This window comes from Streptomyces sp. NPDC059201 (assembly GCF_042754585.1).
GTDB lineage: Bacteria > Actinomycetota > Actinomycetes > Streptomycetales > Streptomycetaceae > Streptomyces.
Genome location: NZ_JBHZBB010000006.1, coordinates 54,546 through 73,135, shown reverse-complemented (window position 1 = coordinate 73,135; position 18,590 = coordinate 54,546). Strand labels below are relative to the sequence as shown.

Genomic DNA, 18,590 nt, shown 5'->3' with positions numbered 1-18,590 from the left:
TCTGCCTGAGTCGCTTCTTAGCGGCACCTTAAAGCGGTCCTAAGAAACGTCATCTGCCCTTCTCCGGGGCCTTTTTCGGGGATTTCGGGGGCTAGCGTGCGGGGCAACCCCCCACACCACCCTCGTGTCTGGAGTGTTCCCCCATGACGTCTCGTCGTACGGCCGCCGTTCTCACCGCCTCGGCCGCGGTCGCCCTCGCCGGGCTCGCCGGCGGTCCCGCGTACGCGCACGGGTCGATGACCGATCCGGTGAGCCGGGTCGCGGCCTGTTACGCGGAGGGGCCGGAGTCGCCGTCGTCGGCGGCGTGCAAGGCGGCGGTGGCGGCGAGCGGGGCGCAGGCGTTCTACGACTGGAACGCGGTGAACATCGCGAACGCGGCCGGGCAGCACCGGCAGTTGATCCCGGACGGGAAGCTGTGCAGCGCGGGCAACGACAAGTACAAGGGCCTCGACCTGGCCCGGGCGGACTGGCCGTCGTCGAAGCTGGCGTCCGGGAAGCACACCTTCCGGTACAAGGGGACGGCGCCGCACAAGGGCACGTTCGCGCTGTACGTGACGAAGGACGGGTACGACGCCTCGAAGCCGCTGGCCTGGTCGGACCTGGAGGCGCAGCCGTTCCTGACGGTGACCGACCCGGGGATGCAGGGCGGCGACTACGTCTTCGAGGGGACCGTTCCGGAGAAGTCGGGCCGCCACCTGATCTACTCGATCTGGCAGCGGTCCGACTCCCCCGAGGCGTTCTACACCTGCTCCGATGTGGTCTTCGGAGCGGAGCAGCAGGGCGGCGGGGGTACGGCTCCGACGACGCCGGCCACCGCGACGGCCACTGCGACCGCGACCGCGACCGCCACCACGTCGGCCGATCCTTCCGCCACCGCGCCGAGTGCCACGGCGTCCGCCACCGAGGCCCCCGCCACGCCCGCGCCGACCGCCTCCGCGCCCTCCGACGAGCAGATCGAGGCGGGCCGGGAGCACTCCACCGTCGAGCACGGCGGGCACGGGGACGCCGACGCGTCCACCGGGCCCGAGGCGAAGGCGACGACGCCGGCGCCCGCGCCCGCCCCCGCCGGTGGGGCCGTGGAGCTGGCCGAGACCGGCGGGGACGGCACGACGCCGTACCTCGCCCTCGGCGGCGCCGGCGTGCTGGCGGTCGGCGCGGCCGTGCTGTTCGGGGCGACCCGGCGGACGCGGCGCGGCTAGCCGATCACCGACAGGCAGGTGGTCGGGGTCGCGCGGGCCGGGTCGAGGGCGTTGGCGACCTCGTGGAAGGTGACCCGGTCCACCGTGCCGATGGCCACGTGCTCGGAGAGGTCGAGCGCGCACTTGTCCTGGATGAGGACGTTGGTGACGTCCGGGCCGCTCAGGAACTGCGAGCGGTAGGGCGTGACGACCTGGTCGTACTTGGTCGCGATGACGTGGTAGCGGACGCCGGGCACGGTGTCGCCGCCCGCGTTGAGCTTCGTGAGGAAGGCGGAGCCGGCGATCTGGTCGGCCAGGCCCGGCGTCGTGGACCTGATGAGGTCCTCGGCGCCGGGGAAGTGCGGCAGGAGCTTGGTGAGGCCGAGCAGGGTGGTGCCGTGGTTGTCGGGGGCGATGCCGACGAGCGCGTTCACCTTCTCGGCGCCGCCGAGGAACTTGAGGTACCAGCGGGGCATCATGCCGCCCTGCGAGTGTCCGACGAGGTCGGCCTCGGGGGCACCGGTGGCGGCGAGGACCCGGTCGACGAAGACGTCGAGCTGGCCCGCGGACTTCTCGATGGGGCCGAGGCCGTGGAAGAAGGGCACGTTCGGCAGCTGCCCGTAGTCGAGCGAGTAGACGCAGTAGCCGCGGTTCACCAGGTAGGGGGCGAGGGCCAGCCAGTTGTCGACGGAGTTCCCGAGGGTTCCGTGGACGAGGACGACCGGGCGCGGGTGGGCGGCGGAGGGCTTGCAGGACCAGTCGTTCCAGCCCCGGCTCGGCGCGGCGGCCTGGGCGGTGGTGGCCTGGGCGGTGGCGGTGGGGGCGAGGACGGCGGCGACCATCAGGAGCAGGACGGACAGCGCTCTGGCGAGGTGCTTCCAGGGGGTCCTGGGGTTCCTGAAGGAGGTCCGGGAGGTCCGGGAGGCCAGGGGATTCCGGGGGTTCCGGGGCAGCATCGGGCGATCTCCTTGCGGCTCAAGGGGATGGTGGGGGTGCTGTGCCCTGCGGTCCGGACCACAAGTGGGGATGCTCTCCGGCCACGTTACGCACGGGTGTTACCCGCTGGGAAGTTACGCGTCGGTAAAACCTGGCGTATCGTCAGATCGACTCCGTACGGCGGGAGTTCAGGCCGCCAGGGAGCCGGGGACGATCGCCCGGGGACCGAACCGCGCCCGCGCCCGGTCGGCCACCTCCTCGATCCGGCGGGCCTTCTCGTCCGCCGGGTCGAAGGTGAGCTGGTGCCCGGCCCGTTCGGCGGGCCCGAGGCCCTCGGCGCGGAGCGCGATGCCCCGGACGCGGGCCCGCTGGAGGCCGAGGGAGTCGTGGAGCGCGTACGCGAGGGCGGTGAGCGCGGCCGTGTGCCCGGTCGGTTCGGGCAGGGTGCGGCTCCGGCTGGTGGTGCTCCGGTCGGCGTACCGCACGGTGAGCGCGAGGGACCGGCAGACCTGGTCCTCGGTCCGCAGCCGGGCGCCCAGTTCGCCGGCGAGCGAGAGCAGCGCCCGGCGCTGTTCCGTACGGTCGAGTTCGTCGTATGGGAAGGAGCGCTCGGCGGCCATCGACCGGGAGGCGGCGTTCGGCACGACGGGGGTGCGGTCGATGCCCCGGGCCCGTTCCCACAGGTCGCGGCCGGCCTTGGCGCCGACGAGCCGCTGGAGCACGGCGAGCGGGGCGTCGGCGACCCGTCCTGCGGAGTCGAGTCCGTAGCCGCAGAGGGTGCGGGCGGTGGCGCGGCCGACGCCGTCGAGGGCGACCACGGGGCGGTCGCGCAGGAAGGCCGCCGGGTCGTCGACGGTCAGGGTCCGGCCGGGGCGGGCCTCGCGGGCGGCCATGCGGGCGAGCATCGGGTTGGGTCCGGCCCCGATGACGCAGTCCACGCCGTACAGGGCGAGGGCCCGGACGCGGATCACGGCGGCGAGCTCGGCCGGGGTGCGGTCGAAGTAGCGCAGCGCGCCGCGCACGTCGGCGAGCGCCTCGTGCGGCGGGGCGGCCTGCACGACGGGGGTGAACTCGCCGAGCAGCTCGACCAGTCGGGGGAAGAGCGACTCCTCCGCGGCCTCCGGGCGGAACCGTACGCAGAGGATCATCCGGCGCTCCCCGGGCTGCTGTGCCAGAGCTTGCGCGCCGGGGTCGCGGCGCCCTCCCCGGCGGGCCGGAGGTCGGCCCAGGGGTTCATCTCGTAGCCGGTCCCCATGCGGATCCGGCGCCCGTTGTCGGTGCTCTCCCCGGGGGCGGACGCCGCTTCCGCGAGCCGCTCCCCGACCGCCTCCAGCCCGCCGGAGGCCCGTAGTTCGGCCAGTTCGGCGAGGTTCCAGGCGGCGGCGCCGACGACGCTGACGCTGCGCGGGCCGCGCCGCTGCACCACGCCCCTGACCAGGAGCAGCCAGGAGTGGAAGACGGTGTGGGCGCACCGCTCGTGGGCGTCGTCGAAGAAGGCGAGGTCGACGAGGCCGGTGCCGTCGTCGAGGGTGGTGAAGATGACGCGCTTGCCGGAGCGGATCGGCGGGGTCTGGGTGGCGGCCTTGGCGCCCGCGACCAGGACGGTCCTGCCGTGCGGGGTGGAGCGCAGCCGGTCGGCGGAGACGGCGCCGAGTTCGCGGAGGAAGGCGTGGTGGTCGCCCATGAGGTGGCGGGAGGCGTCCATGCCGAGGACGCCGAGCTCGGCGCTGAGGCGCTCCGACTCGTCGAGGTCCGGCAGGCCGACGGGCGCGGTCTTGCGGCCCTGGGCGAGCGGGAGCTGTCCGCCGTAGGAGGCGGCGCCGCGCTGGGTGCGGTGGAGTTCGGTGAGGTGCAGGAGGAGGTCGCGGCGGTTGGCGCCGAAGGCGTCGAGGGCGCCGACCTGGGCGAGGCGTTCGGCGACGGGTTTGCTGGGGCGGGCGCGGTCCCAGAAGTCGAGCAGGGAGGCGTAGGGGCGGCCGGTCTCGATGCGGGCGGACTCGGCCTCGCTGATGCCGTGGACGTCGGTGAGGCCGAGCCGGAGCCCCCACACCGGAGGCTTCTCGGACACCAGTTCGATACGATGGGCGACCGCCGACCGGTTCACGTCCAGCGGCAGCACCGGCACCCCGCGCCGGCGGGCGTCGGCGAGCAGCAGCCGCTTGGGGTACATGCCGGGGTCGTGGGTGAGCAGCCCGGCGTAGAAGGCGGCCGGGTGGTGGGCCTTGAGCCAGGCCGACTGGTAGGTGGGCACGGCGAAGGCCACCGCGTGCGCCTTGCAGAAGCCGTACGAGCCGAAGGCCGCGACGATCTCCCAGGTGCGGGCGACGACCTCGTCCGCGTACCCCCGGCGCTTCGCCAGCTGGGCGAACCACACCTCGATCCGGCCCTGCGACTCGGGGTGCGAGAGCCCGCGCCGCACCTGGTCGGCCTCGGCCCGGTCGCAGCCGGTCATGATCCGTACGATCTCGATGATCTGCTCGTGGAAGACGACCACGCCGTACGTCTCCTTCAGGGTGCCCTCCAGGTCGGGGTGGGGGTAGCGGACGGGGGCGCGGCCGTGCCGGGCCTCGATGAAGGGGCGGACCATGTCGGCGGCGACCGGGCCGGGGCGGAAGAGCGAGATGTCCACGACGAGGTCGTGGAAGGTCTCGGGCTGGAGCCGGCCGACCAGGTCGCGCTGGCCGGGGGACTCGATCTGGAAGCAGCCGAGGGTCTCGGTGGAGCGGATCAGGGCGTACGTGTCGGGGTCGCCGGCCGGGACGGCGTCGACGTCCGGCCGGGTGCCGGTGGCGCGTTCGACCTCGGCGACGGCGTGGGCCATCGCGGACTGCATGCGCACGCCGAGCACGTCGAGCTTGAGCAGTCCGAGGTCCTCCACGTCCTCCTTGTCGAACTGGGACATGGGGAACCCCTCGCCGCTGGTGGGGACCACGGGGGTGCGGGTGAGCAGCGAGGCGTCGGAGAGGAGCACTCCGCAGGGGTGCATGGCGATGCCGCGCGGGAGCGCGTCGAGGGCTTCGACCAGCTCCCAGAGGCGGCCGAACTTGTCCCGTTCGCCCGCGAGTTCGCGCAGTTCGGGGAGTTCGTCGAGGGCGGCGAGGGCGTCCCGGGCGCGGATGTGCGGGAACGCCTTGGCGATCCGGTCGGTCTCGGCCGGGTCCATGGAGAGGGCGGCGCCGACGTCCCGGACGGCGTGGCGGACGCGGTAGGTCTCGGGCATGGAGACGGTGGCGACCCGTTCGGCGCCGAAGCGGCCGATGATCGCCCGGTAGACCTCCAGGCGGCGGGCGGACTCGACGTCGATGTCGATGTCGGGCAGGGCGGTGCGGCGCTTGGAGAGGAAGCGCTCCATGAGCAGGCCGTGCTCGACGGGGTCGGCGTGGGCGATGCCGAGGAGGTGGTTGACGAGGGAGCCGGCGCCGGAGCCGCGGGCGGCGACCCGGATCCCCATCCCCCGTACGTCGTCGACGACCTGGGCGACCGTCAGGAAGTAGGTGGCGAAGCCGTGGTGGGCGATGATGTCGAGCTCGCGGTGCATCCGGTCCCAGTAGGCGCCCCGTTTCTCGTAGCCCTTGAGGACCATGCCGGCGGCGGCCCGGGAGGCGAGGACGCGCTGGGCGGTGCGGTGCGCGGCGCCGACGAGGTGCGGCTCGGGGAAGTGGGCGGAGCCGATGCCGAGGTCGTCCTCGGGGTCGACCAGGCAGGCGGCGGCGGTCTCCGCGGTCCGTTCGAGCAGCCGGCGGGCGGCGTCGGCGCGGAAGCCGGCGGCCTCGGCGATCCGCTCGGCGGCGGCCGTCATCGCGTCGGCGTCCTTGAGCCACGCCTCGCCGCTGTCGAGGCCCTTGCGGGGGTCGACGGGGACGAGCAGGCGGGCGGCGTCGAGGACGTCGGCGACCGGGCCCTGGCCGGGGTCGGCGTAGCGGACGGCGTGGGAGAGGACGGGCGTGACGCCCTGTTCGGCGGCGAAGCCGAGGGTGCGGGCGGCGAGCCGCAGGGAGCCGGGGCCGGTGCCGGGGCGCCCGTGGTCGACGGCGGCGAGGCGGAGCGCGTCGCCGTACCGCTCGCGCCAGGGGGCGAGCAGCCGGGCGGCGCGGTCGGGGCGGCCGGCGGCGAGGGCGCGGCCGACGTCGGAGTCGGGGCCGAGCAGGACGAAGAGGCCGGTGCCGGGGTCGGCGGAGGCGGGCAGCACGGGCCGGCCCTCCCCCGCGCGGGCGTGGGCGGCGGTGACGAGGGCGCAGAGGGAGGCCCAGCCGGTCCGGGAGCGGGCGAGGAAGACGGCGCGGGGCGCGGACTCGTCGACGAAGGCGCCGCCGCGCACGGGGACCCGGCGGGCGGAGGAGGCCCTGCCGGCGGAGGAGGCACGGCCCGTCCCGTCGGCGGGGCCGGCCGGAAGGGTCAGGGGCTCATGGGCGAGGTCGACGCCGAAGAGGGGGCGGACGCCCTCCTTCTCGCACGCCTTGGCGAAGCGGACCGCGCCCGAGAGGCTGTCGCGGTCGGTCAGGGCGAGGGCGTCCATGCCCCGCTCGGCGGCGCGGGCGGCGAGGGTTCCGGGGTGGGAGGCGCCGTACCGCAGGGAGTACCCCGAGGCGGTGTGCAGATGGGTGAAGCCCGTCATGGCGCACCTCCCGCGCTTCCTGCTCCGGCGGTGCTTCCGCACCGGTATTCGTACAGACGTTCCCACCCCCGCACTCCACAGTAACCCATTTCGAACGCACGTACGATAAGCGGAGCGCAGCCGACCCCATCAGCCGTTCGGCCGCTCCCCACCTGTGGAAACGCCCCCGCCGCCGGAGCCTGGGGGGCATGAGTCTCGTCGACGAACTGAAAAGCGCCGTCACCCCCCGAGCCGCCCTGCTCGTCGTCGGGGTCTTCGCCCTCCAGCTCCTCTTCATCACCTCGTACGTCGGGGCCCTGCACAACCCGAAGCCGACGGACGTGCCCTTCGGCGTGGTCGCGCCCCCGCAGGTCTCCGCCGTCCTGATGGGCGAGCTGGAGAAGCTGCCGGGCGACCCGCTCGACCCGCAGACGGTCGCCGACGCGGACGAGGCCCGCGACAAGATCATGAACCGCGAGATCGACGGGGCCCTGATCCTGAACCCGGCGGGCCGCACCGACACCCTGCTCGTCGCCTCCGGCGGCGGCACCGTCCTCTCCTCCGCCCTGGAGAAGATCTTCACCCAGGTGGAGGCGGCCCAGCAGCGGGAGGTGCGGACGGTCGACGTGGCCCCCGCCTCGCCGCGGGACTTCGACGGGCTCTCGGCCTTCTACTTGGTGGTCGGCTGGTGCGTCGGCGGCTACATCTGCGCCGCGATCCTCGCCATCAGCGCCGGCTCCCGGCCGGCCAACCGCGAGCGGGCGGTCATCCGGCTCGGCGTCCTCGCGCTCTACTCCGCCCTCGGCGGTCTCGGCGGCGCGGTCATCGTCGGCCCGGTCCTGGGCGCCCTGCCCGGCTCCGTCGCCGCCCTGTGGGGACTCGGCACCCTGGTCGTCTTCGCGGTCGGCGCGGCCACCCTCGCGCTCCAGTCGGTCTTCGGGATCGTCGGCATCGGCCTGGCGATCCTGCTCATCGTCGTCGCGGGCAACCCGAGCGCCGGCGGCGCCTTCCCCTCGCCGATGCTGCCGCCGTTCTGGAAGGCGATCGGCCCGGCCCTGCCGCCGGGCGCGGGCACCTGGGCGGCGCGCTCGATCGCGTACTTCAAGGGCAACGACATGACCGCCTCGATGCTGGTGCTCTCCGCCTGGGCGGTGGTCGGCGCCGCGGTCACGCTGGTGATGTCCTCGCTGAAGCGGAAGCCGGAGGGCGAGCCGATCGCCGCGGAGCTGGGCGAGCCCCGCGCCTGACCCCGGCCGCGGCACGAGGAGGCCCCCGCCGCCGCGGGGGCCTCCTCACGCGCTCCGGGACTACTCGCCGTAGTACGCCCGGGTCATCAGCTCCTTCATGTCCTCGATCATCGGCATCCGCGGGTTGGCCGGGGCGCACTGGTCGGCGTAGGCGTTCATCGCCTGCTGCGGCAGGGCCTCCATGAAGGCCGCCTCGTCGACGCCCTCGGCCTGGAAGCCGGCCGGGATGCCGCACCGCTCGCGCAGCTCCTCGACGGCCCGGGCGTAGGACTCCACGCCCTCCGCCGGGGTCGCGGCCGGCAGGCCGAGCATCCGGGCGATCTCCTGGTAGCGCTCCGGCGCCCGGTAGACCTCGGCCTTGGGCCACGGCACGGCCTTGTGGGTGACGGTGCCGTTGTGCCGGATCACGTGCGGCAGGAGCAGCGCGTTGGTGCGTCCGTGGGCGACGTGGAAGGTGTTGCCGAGGGTGTGGGCCATGGCGTGGACCAGGCCGAGGAAGGCGTTGGCGAAGGCCATGCCGGCGATGGTGGACGCGTTGTGCATCTTCTCGCGGGCCTCGGGCGCCTTCGCGCCCTCCTTCACGCAGGTCTCCAGGTTCTCGAAGACGAGCCGGATGGCCTGGAGGCACTGCCCGTCGGTGAAGTCGTTGGCGTAGGCCGAGACGTACGCCTCGGTGGCGTGGGTCAGGGCGTCGAAGCCGGAGTCGGCGGTGACCTTCGGCGGGAGGTTCATCGGCAGCACCGGGTCGACGATGGCCACGTCGGGGGTGAGCGCGTAGTCGGCGAGCGGGTACTTCTGGGCGGCCTCCGGGTCGGAGATGACGGCGAAGGGGGTGACCTCGCTGCCGGTGCCGGAGGTGGTCGGGACGGCGACCAGGCGGGCCTTCTCACCGAGCTTCGGGAACCGGTAGGCCCGCTTGCGGATGTCGAAGAACTTCTCCTTGGTGTCCGCGAACTCGACCTCGGGCCGCTCGTACATCAGCCACATGATCTTCGCCGCGTCCATCGGGGAGCCGCCGCCGAGGGCGACGATGGTGTCCGGCCGGAAGTCCCGCATGGCGGCGGCCCCGGCCTGGACGGTGGCGAGCTCGGGGTTGGGCTCGACGTTGTCGATGACCTGGATCGCGACGGGCTCGGCGCGGCCGTTGAGGATGTCGGTGACCTTCTGGACGAAGCCGATCTCGCCCATGGTCCGGTCGGTGACGAGGGTGACCCGGTGGACGTCCTCCATCTCGCCGAGGTAGCGGATCGCGTTGCGCTCGAAGTAGATCTTCGGCGGGATCTTGTACCACTGCATGTTGGTGTTGCGCCGTCCGATCCGCTTGACGTTGATCAGGTTGACCGCGGTGACGTTGTCGGAGACCGAGTTGTGCCCGTAGGAGCCGCAGCCGAGGGTGAGGGAGGGGAGGAAGGCGTTGTAGACGTCGCCGATGCCGCCGAAGGTGGAGGGGGCGTTGACGATGACGCGGATCGCCTTGACCCGCTTGCCGAACTCCTCGGCGAGCGCCTCGTCCTCGGTGTGGATGGCGGCGCTGTGCCCGAGGCCGTGGAACTCGACCATGGCGGCGGAGAGTTCGAGGCCGTGCTCGGTGCTGTCGGCCTTGAGGGCGGCGAGGACCGGGGAGAGCTTCTCGCGGGTGAGCGGCTCGCTCTCGCCGACCTCGGCGCACTCCGCGAGGAGGATCGAGGTGCCCTCGGGGACCTCGAAGCCGGCCTGCTCGGCGATCCACACCGGGGACTTGCCGACGACGGCCGCGTTGAGCTTGGCGCCGCCGCAGTTGCTGCCGAAGGCGGTGACGCCGAAGAGGTACTCCTCCAGCTTGGTCTTCTCGGCGGCGGTGACGACGTGGGCGCCGAGCCGCTCGAACTCGGCGATGCCCTCCTCGTACACCTCCTTGTCGAGGACGACGGCCTGCTCGGAGGCGCAGATCATGCCGTTGTCGAACGCCTTGGAGAGCACGATGTCGTGGATCGCGCGCTGGAGCTTGGCGTCCTTGGTGACGTAGGCGGGGACGTTTCCGGCGCCGACGCCGAGGGCGGGCTTGCCGCACGAGTAGGCGGCCTTGACCATCGCGTTGCCGCCGGTGGCGAGGATGGTGGAGACGCCGTCGTGGTGCATGAGGAGGCCGGTGGCCTCCATGGAGGGCTCCTCGATCCACTGGACGCAGTCGGCGGGCGCTCCGGCGGCGACGGCGGCGTCGCGGACGATCCGGGCGGCCTCGGCCGAGCACCGCTGGGCGGAGGGGTGGAAGGCGAAGACGATCGGGTTACGGGTCTTGAGCGCGATCAGCGCCTTGAAGACGGTCGTCGAGGTGGGGTTGGTGACCGGGGTCATCGCGCAGACGACGCCGACGGGCTCCGCGATCTCGGTGATGCCGTTCAGCTCGTCACGGGAGATGACACCCGCGGTCTTCAGCCCGGCCATCGAGTTGGTGACGTGCTCGCAGGCGAAGAGGTTCTTGACGGCCTTGTCCTCGAAGAGCCCGCGGCCGGTCTCCTCGACGGCGAGCCGGGCCAGCTCGCCGTGGGCGGCCAGCGCGGCGAGCGACGCCTTCTTCACGATGTGGTCGACCTGCTCCTGGTCGAAGGTCTCGAACTCCGCGAGCGCTCCGAGCGCCCGCCCGACGAGTCCTTCCACCATCTCCTTGGCCTCCATCACAGGCCCTCCTTCACCGGTCCCTTACTTCTTCGATGTCTCCATTCGACACCCGATGACCTGCGAAAAGGGGCGCGGAAAGACCCTTGGGGCGGGGCCGGAAGTCCTTTTGTGAACGGATTCACAAGATCTTGGAAGGGGGTGCCCCCGGCTGGACAGCACAGCCGGGGGCACGGGTCAGGCGGTGAGCACCCGCCGCTCCCCCGCCTCCACCGCGAGGTCGAGGGTGTTCCCCGGCGGCGGGAAGGGGCAGATGAAGTGGTCCGCGAAGGCGCACGGCGGGAGCAGCGCCCGGTTGAGGTCCACCGTCACCGTGCCGTCCTCCGCCGGCGCCGCCGGGCGCAGGAACCGGAAGCGGAAGGTGGACCGCCCGCCGGTGGCGTCCGCGAAGACCGCCCAGAGCGAGCCGTCCTCCTCCACCGCGACCTGGAGCGCGTGCACCCGCCCTTCGAGCTCGAAGACGACCTCGCCGGCCAGCCCGAGCCCGCGCTCCTTGCCGTCCGCGTTCTCCACCCGGACGCTGCGCGCCTCCTCGTACGGCCGGTAGACCCCCGGCACCGCCCAGCGCGGGTCGTACGGCGTGGCCTCGATACCCCGGAAGGCCCGCCGCGCCGCCGACTCGGGGTCGAAGTCCCGTACCGCCCACAGCCCTTCGCGGCGCAGCACCACGATCCGGCGCCCCGCCGACTCGACCCGGGACTCGTGGATCGGCGCGTGGTCGGCGGTGAGCCGGACGGTGCCGGTGAAGGGCTTGCCGTCGACGGTGATCCCGTCCTCGGCGCCCGCCGTCAGGACCACCTCGTCGCCGTCCTCCCGCCACTCCCCCGGCAGGTCCGGCAGCCGGCCCTCGGGGAAGTCCGCGAGCCAGTGCGTGCCGGTGAGGGAGAGCGGCCCGTACGAGGAGGCCACCGCCGCCTCGCGCCGCTCGTGCCAGTGCTGCCACTCCTCGGCGGCGTCGGTGGTCTCGCTGCTGCTCGTGGTGTCGCTCATGGTGTTCCACCCTTCCACACCGACGCCGGAACCCCGAGGTGCGACCGAAGCGTCGTGCCGGCGTACTCCGTACGGAAGACGCCCCGTTCCTGGAGCATCGGCACCCCGCCGGGGGTGAGGCACGGGACCAGGACGAAGCCGTCGGCGGCGTTCCGTGGCCACGTGCCCCTCCAGGGCGCCGGCGACCGACTCGGGGGTGCCGACGAAGGAGTGGCGGTCATGGGGTACGGGATAGGGCCCGGCGTACGGGAACGGGCTTCGGTACTGCGGCGGAAGCGGGTGCGCGGTAGCGCGTACGGCGACGGGCTCGGGGTCGCGGTAGCGCGTACGGCCACCGGCACGCGCGCGTACGACCACCGGCGTGGGTGCGCGTACCGCCACGGGCGCGGATGCGCGTACCGCCACCGGCAGGGCCGCGCGTACGACGACCGGCACGGCGCGCGTACGGCCACCGGCGTGGATGCGCGTACGGCGCCCGGCGCGGTAGCGCGTAGGGCCACCGGCGCGGTAGCGCGTACGGCCACCGGCGTGGGTGCGGCTACGGGCACGGCCACCGGCACGCGCGCGTGCGCGACCGGCATGGGCGCGCGGTGGGTTCAGGCGTGTGGGGCCGGGGTGGTTGGGCGACAGGGGGCGTTGCGTAGGAAGGTGAGGGCGGCGCGGGCGGCGGCGTCGTTCTGGGTGAAGGCGAAGCCGCCGGTCCGGGGGCGGGTGAAGCCGCCGCCCGCCCCGGCGGTGGTGTACGGGCCGAGGGCGATCCGGCGCGGGTGCGGGCGCCCGTCCCGCTGGGTGATCCGCCCGTCGGCGGGGTCGACGGCGAGCAGCCCGCCGGGGTTGGTCCGGGCGCCGTCCTCGTACAGTCCGCGCAGCAGCGGCCCGGCGGCGCGGGTGACGGTGGAGAGCTCCAGGCGGGCCTCGACCAGGGCGCGGGCCTCGGTGACCGCCCCGGGCACGGCGGGCGAGGAGGCCCGGAAGACGCCGCGCCGCCCGTCGGCCTCGACGGCGAGACGGGGGCCCAGGAAGCGGACGACGCCCGCCTCGGAGAGGGCGAGCAGCCGGCGCAGCCGGGGCGCCGGCGGGCCGGACGCGAGGTAGCTGAAGTAGCCGTGCCACCAGCCGCCGGTGTCGATCCGGTCGGCGATCCGGACGAGCTGCGCGTAGACGGAGTCGAGGGCGGCGAAGACGGCGGCGTCGGCGCTGTGGGCGGGGTCGTGGCGGCGCGTCAGATCGGCGGTGACGTACGCGCGCAGCTCCGCCTGGAGCGCGTCGGCGCTCGTGACGCGCAGCCCGTCGAGCGGGTGGTCGAGGGCCTCGGGATCGAAGCGGTCGGCCGGGTCGGGGACGGCGGCGGCGGCGAGCGCGCCGAGGGCGGGGGCGCCCGGCGCGGCGGCGGTCCAGTCGGCGGCGAACGCGCTCCAGGCGCGGGCGGTGCGCTCCGGGTGGGCGGTGAAGAGGCGGTGGTAGTGGGCCCAGCCGAGCTCCTTGGCGATGTGCGGCCAGACGTCGCGCCGGAGGTCCAGCGGCCCGCCCCCGCCGAGCAGCGCCCCGACCTGCTCGGGCCCGAAGAAGCGGGGCAGCGGGGGCGGCTCGCCGTCGAGCGCGTAGCCGAGTTTGGAGTGGTACGGGACGCCCCTGCGGGAGCCCGCGTACAGCACCGGTTCGCGGCCCGAGGGCACGTACACGAGCGCGTCCTCGGGGCCCTCGTAGCGGCCGCCGCGCCCCTCGGTGAGCAGCACCATCAGGTCGACGAAGGCGAGGCCGAGACCCCGGACGAGGACGGGGGCGCCGGCCGGGAGGGCCCTGAGGTCGAGGTCGGCGGTGGGCCCCGGCGGCACGTGGACGAGGCCGTGGCGGGCGGCGAAGGCGGCCAGTTCCCTCTGTTCGGCGTCGGGTTCGGCGTCGAAGTGGCCCAGCGCGAGGACGACGAGGTCGGCGGGGAGGGGCTCGGCGCGGCCGGCGAGCCGCACCCGCTGCCGGCCCTCGCGCGGGCCGTCGACGCGCAGCGCGGTGGTGCGGTGCTCGTGGAGGGTGACGGTGGCGGGCAGCGCGGACCGGGCCCGCTCGTACGCCCAGCGCAGGTAGGCGCCCTGCTCCGGGCGGGTGGCGAAGCGGCGGCCGTCGGTCCCGGACCATTCGGCGAGCGTGGGTCCGGGGCGTACCGGCCCTTCGAGGGGGACGGTCTCGTCGGTGAAGACGGTGACGTCCCCGGCCCGGGAGTTCATCCAGAGCAGCGGGGACTGGGCGGTGCGCCAGATCCGGCCGGGGCCGGGCGGGTACGGGTCGACCAGGTGGACGTCGAGCGGCCGGTCACCGTACAGCTCGGGCAGACCGGCGGCGAGCCGCTCCAGGAAGCCGGTGCCGCGCGGACCGGCGCCGACGATCACCAGGGAGGCGGCGCTCACCGGCGGGGCCACGAGAAGGGTGAGGAGGAGGACATGCGAAGGCTCCATGACTGCCGGAAGCACGCCGGGCCCCTCAGCCCGGTGTCCTCCCTGCGAGGCTACGGGGCGAGGCGCGACTGTCAAGTCCCGCTGATGCAACGGCTGTTGGGCGGAGTACCGCACGTGGCGTGCGTCTCCTACCGATTGACTGGGGAAGGGATGCCTGTTCCACACCCGTTCCCCCTCCTCGTTCCCTCCCGCCGGTCAGCAGTTGCAATCACAGCAGCAGCCGTCGCAGCAGCCGCCATCCTCGCCGCAGGAGCTGCAACACTCGCATCCGTCGCAGCAGCTTCCGCAGTCGCACTGTTTGCAGAGGCCGTCCTTGCGCTCCCGTCTCCACGGGTCCTCGTAGGTGCCGCAGCACATCTGGCAGGTGCAGGCGAGTCCCACCCAGACCGCGCAACCGGCTATCAGCCCGCGCCGGTTGCGGGGCGGTCCCGGCGGGAAGGGCCCGCCACCCCCGCCCGGTCCGCCGGGGCCGGGGTTCCAGGGCCCGCCGGGCCCCGCCGGTCCGCCGGGACTCGGCGCGTACGGGTTGCCGGGCCCGGGCCCGGGGCCGTACGGGCTCGCCTGGCCCGGCCCTTCGGGTGCGTACGGGTTGCCGGGCACCGGCCCGTGGCCGTGCGCGGGGGCGCCGCCGTGGGAGCAGGTGGTGGTGCCGAAGGCGCGGTCGACCGAGACGCGCAGCTCGTGCGCGAGGAGCTGGTGGACGAGCTTGCCGTCGGTGAACTCGGCGTCCCGCAGCGCCAGCCGGATGCCGTGCAGGGCGTCGTCGGCGAGCCGGCGGGCCTCGTCGCGGGAGGTGCCGGTGGCGGTGAGCGGGTTCCAGGCGCCGCTCTCCGCGTCGGCGCTCTGGTCCTCGACGGCGTCCAGGAGATGGGCGAGACGCCCGAAGAGCCGGCCCGCCTCGGCGAGCGGTTCGGCGTTCCCGGGCCGGCCGGCGAGGAGCGCGGTGTGCGCGAACGCGGCGGCGGTGGCCGTCTCGGTGGGCTCGGTGACGACGAGGAGCGGGGTGCCGGGCCCGGCGAGCGCCTCGATCCCGGTCTGGCGGTCCACGGCATCGACGAGGAGCGCGGTGTCGAAGCCGACCGCGTGGCCAACGCGGGCACCGGCCTTGTCCCAGGAGCGGGCGACCCGGCGGGCCGCGGCGGCGACCGGCCGGCGGGCCAGCAGGCCGTCCCGGTCGGCGACATGGTCGCGCACCTTGGCCGAGGCGAGGACGAGCGAGACCGCGGCGGCGAGCCGGGCGCCCTCGCCGCGCGCGACGGGCGCGGTGCGCATGGCGCGCAGCGGGCAGGGGCCCGCGGTGCGGCGTCCCGAGTCGGTGACGCCGGTCTGAGCCTCCGTCAGGACCGAGACGATGAGCCCGTCGTAGTTGGTGACGACCCGGGCGAACTGGCCGTGGTCGGCGCGGAGAGCCAGACACAGACCGCAGAGGTGGGCCATCCACTGGGTCTTCAGGTGGTCGGTGAGCCGGTGCGTGCAGGGTCTGACGATTCCGAACAATGCGATCCCCCGTGATGCGGTGCGAGAGCGTGTCGCGCGCGGAGCGCGCGACGGGCCGCGCGGGGTCCCCGGAGGGCGTTCCCGAGGAACCGCCGGTCGGCCTCGCGGCATCGTAGCGAGGGGGGCGTTCACCCGTACGCGCCCGACGTCACCCTTCTGGACCGACTTTCATATTTTCAGCAACATGGCTCCCCATCAGCCCCCGCATACCCCACGTTTCCTGACGAATCGCCAGGAAACGGGCCTCACGTTCTGCACCAGTACCGTCACGAATCCCCTGCGCGGCGCCTATCCACTTGGCGCGCGATCCGCATCATGGACGACGATAGGGATTGCGGAACCACAAGTGACCGCAGTGACCGCGTGAAAGGAGGCGTCCATGGGATCGGTGCGCAAGGCGAGCGCCTGGCTGGGACTCGTCGAGGACAACGACGAGCGTTACTACGACGACGAGTACGCCGACGGTGCCGAGAGCGGCGACGCCTGGGTGACGGACCCCCGCGTCCGGGTCGCCACGGACACCGCCGAGGAGCGGGGCCGCCGGATCGCCACCGTCTCGCCGGACGGCTTCCGGGACGCCCGGGGCATCGGGGAGCTCTTCCGGGCCGGTGTCCCGGTGATCGTGAACCTCACCGCCATGGAGCCGAACGACGCCAAGCGGGTCGTGGACTTCGCCGCCGGCCTCGCCTTCGGACTGCGCGGCTCGATCGAGCGCGTCGCCACCCGGGTCTTCCTGCTGACCCCCGCGGACACGGAGATCGTCAGCGGCGAGTCCGGCCGCCGTAAGCAGGACGGTTTCTTCAACCAGAGCTGACGCCCGCTCGCCCGCACGACACGCCGCCCCACCCCGGATCGCGACCCGATCCCGCCCCCCGACGCCCCCCGGCCCGGACCCGCCCAGCGGATCCGGGCCGGCCGCCGTCGAGGCCCGTACGACAGGCGCCCACCGGACCCGCCACCCCGAACGCCCCGCCCGACCGGCCTGACCCGATCCGGCCCGCCCGCCTCATTCCGCCCCGGCCCGATCCCCCCGACCCGGCCCGATCCCGCCGACCCGCTAGGCCCGATCCCGCCGGTCAGGCCCTAGCGGGTCCTCGTGGCCGCGCCGCTCATCGTGCCCGCCGCGTCGCCGCCCGGCAGCGGCCGGGACGGCGCCTGGGGTGCGGCGCCCTGAGCCGTGTCGCCCGGGGACCCGACCGGCTGCCCGGGCACCATCGCCGACCCGGCACCCCCGTCCCGTACCGCTCCCGCAGCCGGCGCCGACGGAGCCGCGGCACTCCCGGTCACCGCACTCCCGGTCTTCGCGGCAGCGGCCGCGGCCTCCGCCTCCGCCTCGGCCTCCGCCGCCGCCGTCGCTTCCTCCACCGCCGCCTCGACGTCGACCGGGCACTCCATCACCCGGGGCAGTCGCAGGGCCATCGCCGCTCCGGCGAGCAGCAGGCCCGCGCTCACGAAGAGCGTGAGGTGCAGTCCGCCGACGAAGGCGTGGCGCGCGGCCGTGTGGAGGGCCTCACCGGCCGCGCCGCCGAGGCGGTCGGCGACCTGGTACGCCTCGCCGAGCGAGTTCGCCGCGGCGCCGCTCGCCTCCGCCGGCACCCCGGAGACGTGCGCGAGGCCGGGGGCGTACGCCGCGTTCATGACGCTGCCGAGCAGGGCGATGCCCATGCCCGCGCCGAGCTGGTACGAGGTCTCGCCGATCGCCGCCGCCCCGCCCGCGCTGCGCGGCGGCGCCTCGCTGAGCATCGACTCGTACGCCGAGAAGAGGGTCGTCTGGAGGCCGAAGCCGAGCAGGACGAAGCCCGCAGTGAGCAGCAGCGGCCGGTCGTGCTGGCCCATGAGCGTGAGCAGCAGCACCGCCGCCGCGGTCAGCAGGAAGCCCCAGCCGACCATCCGGCGGGGCCCTATCCGGCGCAGGGTGTACGAGCCGGTGGCGCCGGCCGCCATGGCGGCGAAGGTGAGCGGGAGGAGCCGCAGCCCGGTCTCCAGGGGGGTGAGTCCGAGGACCAGCTGGAGGTACTGGACGGCGATGAGCTCCAGGCCGACGAGGGCCAGCATGGCGAGGACGATGCAGCCGACGGAGGTGGTGAAGGCGGGCCGGGAGAAGAGCCGCATGTCGATCAGCGGGTGCGGCCTGCGCCGCTGGCGCCGGACGAAGAGGACGAGCAGCAGCGCCCCGACAAGCAGGGGTCCGGCCGTGAGCACGGAGAGCAGCGGTTCGCCCGCGCCGGCGCGCTTCACGCCGAGGACGCAGCCGAGGACGCCGGCCGCGGCCATCAGCGCGCCGAGGACGTCCCAGGGCCCTTCGACGCTCCCCCGGGACTCGGGCAGCAGGCGGCGGGCGAGCGGGAGGATCAGCGCCATCAGCGGGATGTTGATGAGGAAGACGGAGCCCCACCAGTAGTGCTCGACGAGGAAGCCGCCGAGCACGGGTCCCGCGGCGGCGCCGATCGCGGCGACCGCCGTCCAGATGCCGATGGCCGTCGCGCGCTCGCGCCGGTCCGGGAAGACGGTCCGGATGAGGGAGAGGGTCGCCGGCATGATCATGGCGCCGCCGACGCCGAGCAGGGCGCGGGCCGCGATGAGGACCCAGGGCTCGGTGGCGAGGGCGGCGACGGCCGAGGCGAGGCCGAAGATGCCGTATCCGAGGAGGAGCACCCGGCGGCGGCCGATCCGGTCACCGAGGGTGCCGAAGAGGATCAGCAGCGAGGCGCAGACCAGGGGGTAGGCGTCGACGATCCAGAGCAGCTCGGTGGAGCCGGGCCGCAGGTTCTCGGTCAGGGAGGGGACGGCGACGTGGAGGATGGTCGCGTCGAGGGCGACCAGGAGGAGACTGACGCAGAGGACGACGAGGACGGCCCACCGGTTCGCGCCGCCGCCGGCGGCGCTACGTCCTGTTCGGGCCGTGATCGTCCGCGACATGTGCGTACCTCCAAGTGACGCTCTCGCTCTCGGCAGGCGCCGCCGACCTGGGCTGATGTGCGTGCGGCGGCGCGGCGATGAGGGGCGAGTGAGCCGTCAGCGTACGCGAGGACGGGCCCCTGGA

General features: G+C 74.1%; 11 protein-coding genes and 1 pseudogene. 3 read left to right on the top strand and 9 right to left on the bottom strand.

The window, feature by feature from the left end:
- Positions 1–143 precede the first annotated feature (143 nt).
- The gene (locus ACFXMG_RS20450; RefSeq protein ID WP_383818298.1) at positions 144–1,199 is read left to right on the top strand and encodes a lytic polysaccharide monooxygenase; all 1,056 of its coding nucleotides are present in this window, start codon (positions 144–146) and stop codon (positions 1,197–1,199) included.
- Here ACFXMG_RS20450 and ACFXMG_RS20445 read toward each other — a convergent pair.
- The 3 genes from ACFXMG_RS20445 to ACFXMG_RS20435 all read right to left on the bottom strand — a co-directional run bounded on the left by ACFXMG_RS20445 (position 1,196) and on the right by ACFXMG_RS20435 (position 6,729).
- Positions 1,196–2,020, bottom strand: coding sequence for an esterase/lipase family protein (locus ACFXMG_RS20445; protein ID WP_383818338.1), 825 nt, complete (start codon positions 2,018–2,020; stop codon positions 1,196–1,198). The two genes, ACFXMG_RS20450 and ACFXMG_RS20445, sit on opposite strands and share 4 nt — an antisense overlap.
- Before the next feature lie 282 nt (positions 2,021–2,302).
- Positions 2,303–3,262: a hypothetical protein gene (locus ACFXMG_RS20440; RefSeq protein WP_383818300.1), complete on the bottom strand. Its 960-nt coding sequence runs from the start codon at positions 3,260–3,262 to the stop codon at positions 2,303–2,305.
- Complete coding sequence (locus ACFXMG_RS20435) at positions 3,259–6,729, bottom strand: DNA polymerase III subunit alpha (protein WP_383818302.1); 3,471 nt, start codon at positions 6,727–6,729, stop codon at positions 3,259–3,261. Before ACFXMG_RS20435 ends, ACFXMG_RS20440 begins: the two co-directional genes overlap by 4 nt.
- Positions 6,730–6,917: 188 nt before the next feature.
- Between ACFXMG_RS20435 and ACFXMG_RS20430 the strand changes: the two genes are divergently transcribed.
- Complete coding sequence (locus tag ACFXMG_RS20430; RefSeq protein WP_383818303.1) at positions 6,918–7,955, top strand: DUF3533 domain-containing protein; 1,038 nt, start codon at positions 6,918–6,920, stop codon at positions 7,953–7,955.
- A gap of 60 nt (positions 7,956–8,015) precedes the next feature.
- Here the strand turns inward: ACFXMG_RS20430 and adhE are convergent, their stop codons facing one another.
- The 5 genes and pseudogenes from adhE to ACFXMG_RS20405 all read right to left on the bottom strand — a co-directional run bounded on the left by adhE (position 8,016) and on the right by ACFXMG_RS20405 (position 15,547).
- Positions 8,016–10,610, bottom strand: a complete 2,595-nt coding sequence (adhE, locus tag ACFXMG_RS20425; RefSeq protein ID WP_383818305.1) for a bifunctional acetaldehyde-CoA/alcohol dehydrogenase — start codon at positions 10,608–10,610, stop codon at positions 8,016–8,018.
- Positions 10,611–10,787: 177 nt separating this feature from the next.
- Entirely contained in the window at positions 10,788–11,600 is an 813-nt protein-coding gene (locus ACFXMG_RS20420) for a DUF1684 domain-containing protein (protein ID WP_383818306.1), read from the bottom strand.
- A pseudogene (locus ACFXMG_RS20415) lies at positions 11,597–11,816 on the bottom strand (F420-dependent methylene-tetrahydromethanopterin reductase); the annotation flags it as partial. The pseudogene ACFXMG_RS20415 and the gene ACFXMG_RS20420, both read right to left, overlap by 4 nt.
- Positions 11,817–12,196: 380 nt before the next feature.
- Positions 12,197–14,050 (bottom strand): FAD/NAD(P)-binding protein, encoded by a 1,854-nt coding sequence (locus ACFXMG_RS20410; protein WP_383818308.1) that lies wholly within the window; start codon positions 14,048–14,050, stop codon positions 12,197–12,199.
- 195 nt (positions 14,051–14,245) lie between these two features.
- Entirely contained in the window at positions 14,246–15,547 is a 1,302-nt protein-coding gene (locus ACFXMG_RS20405; RefSeq protein WP_383818309.1) for a DUF5685 family protein, read from the bottom strand.
- 379 nt (positions 15,548–15,926) lie between these two features.
- On the opposite strand from ACFXMG_RS20405, the gene ACFXMG_RS20400 reads away from it, so the two are divergent.
- Entirely contained in the window at positions 15,927–16,361 is a 435-nt protein-coding gene (locus ACFXMG_RS20400; protein WP_383818311.1) for a cell division protein SepF, read from the top strand.
- Between the two features lie 269 nt (positions 16,362–16,630).
- Here ACFXMG_RS20400 and ACFXMG_RS20395 read toward each other — a convergent pair whose 3' ends face one another.
- On the bottom strand, positions 16,631–18,466 hold the full coding sequence (locus ACFXMG_RS20395) for an MFS transporter (RefSeq protein ID WP_383818313.1): 1,836 nt from the start codon (positions 18,464–18,466) through the stop codon (positions 16,631–16,633).
- Positions 18,467–18,590 lie beyond the last annotated feature (124 nt).

Coding starts and splice junctions, on each gene's coding strand:
- ACFXMG_RS20440 (WP_383818300.1), bottom strand. CDS start 3,262: ATGATCCTCTGCGTACGGTTCCGCCCGGAGGCCGCGGAGGAGTCGCTC.
- adhE (WP_383818305.1), bottom strand. CDS start 10,610: ATGGAGGCCAAGGAGATGGTGGAAGGACTCGTCGGGCGGGCGCTCGGA.
- ACFXMG_RS20435 (WP_383818302.1), bottom strand. CDS start 6,729: ATGACGGGCTTCACCCATCTGCACACCGCCTCGGGGTACTCCCTGCGG.
- ACFXMG_RS20410 (WP_383818308.1), bottom strand. CDS start 14,050: ATGGAGCCTTCGCATGTCCTCCTCCTCACCCTTCTCGTGGCCCCGCCG.
- ACFXMG_RS20445 (WP_383818338.1), bottom strand. CDS start 2,020: ATGGTCGCCGCCGTCCTCGCCCCCACCGCCACCGCCCAGGCCACCACC.
- ACFXMG_RS20450 (WP_383818298.1), top strand. CDS start 144: ATGACGTCTCGTCGTACGGCCGCCGTTCTCACCGCCTCGGCCGCGGTC.
- ACFXMG_RS20400 (WP_383818311.1), top strand. CDS start 15,927: ATGGGATCGGTGCGCAAGGCGAGCGCCTGGCTGGGACTCGTCGAGGAC.
- ACFXMG_RS20420 (WP_383818306.1), bottom strand. CDS start 11,600: ATGAGCGACACCACGAGCAGCAGCGAGACCACCGACGCCGCCGAGGAG.
- ACFXMG_RS20430 (WP_383818303.1), top strand. CDS start 6,918: ATGAGTCTCGTCGACGAACTGAAAAGCGCCGTCACCCCCCGAGCCGCC.
- ACFXMG_RS20395 (WP_383818313.1), bottom strand. CDS start 18,466: ATGTCGCGGACGATCACGGCCCGAACAGGACGTAGCGCCGCCGGCGGC.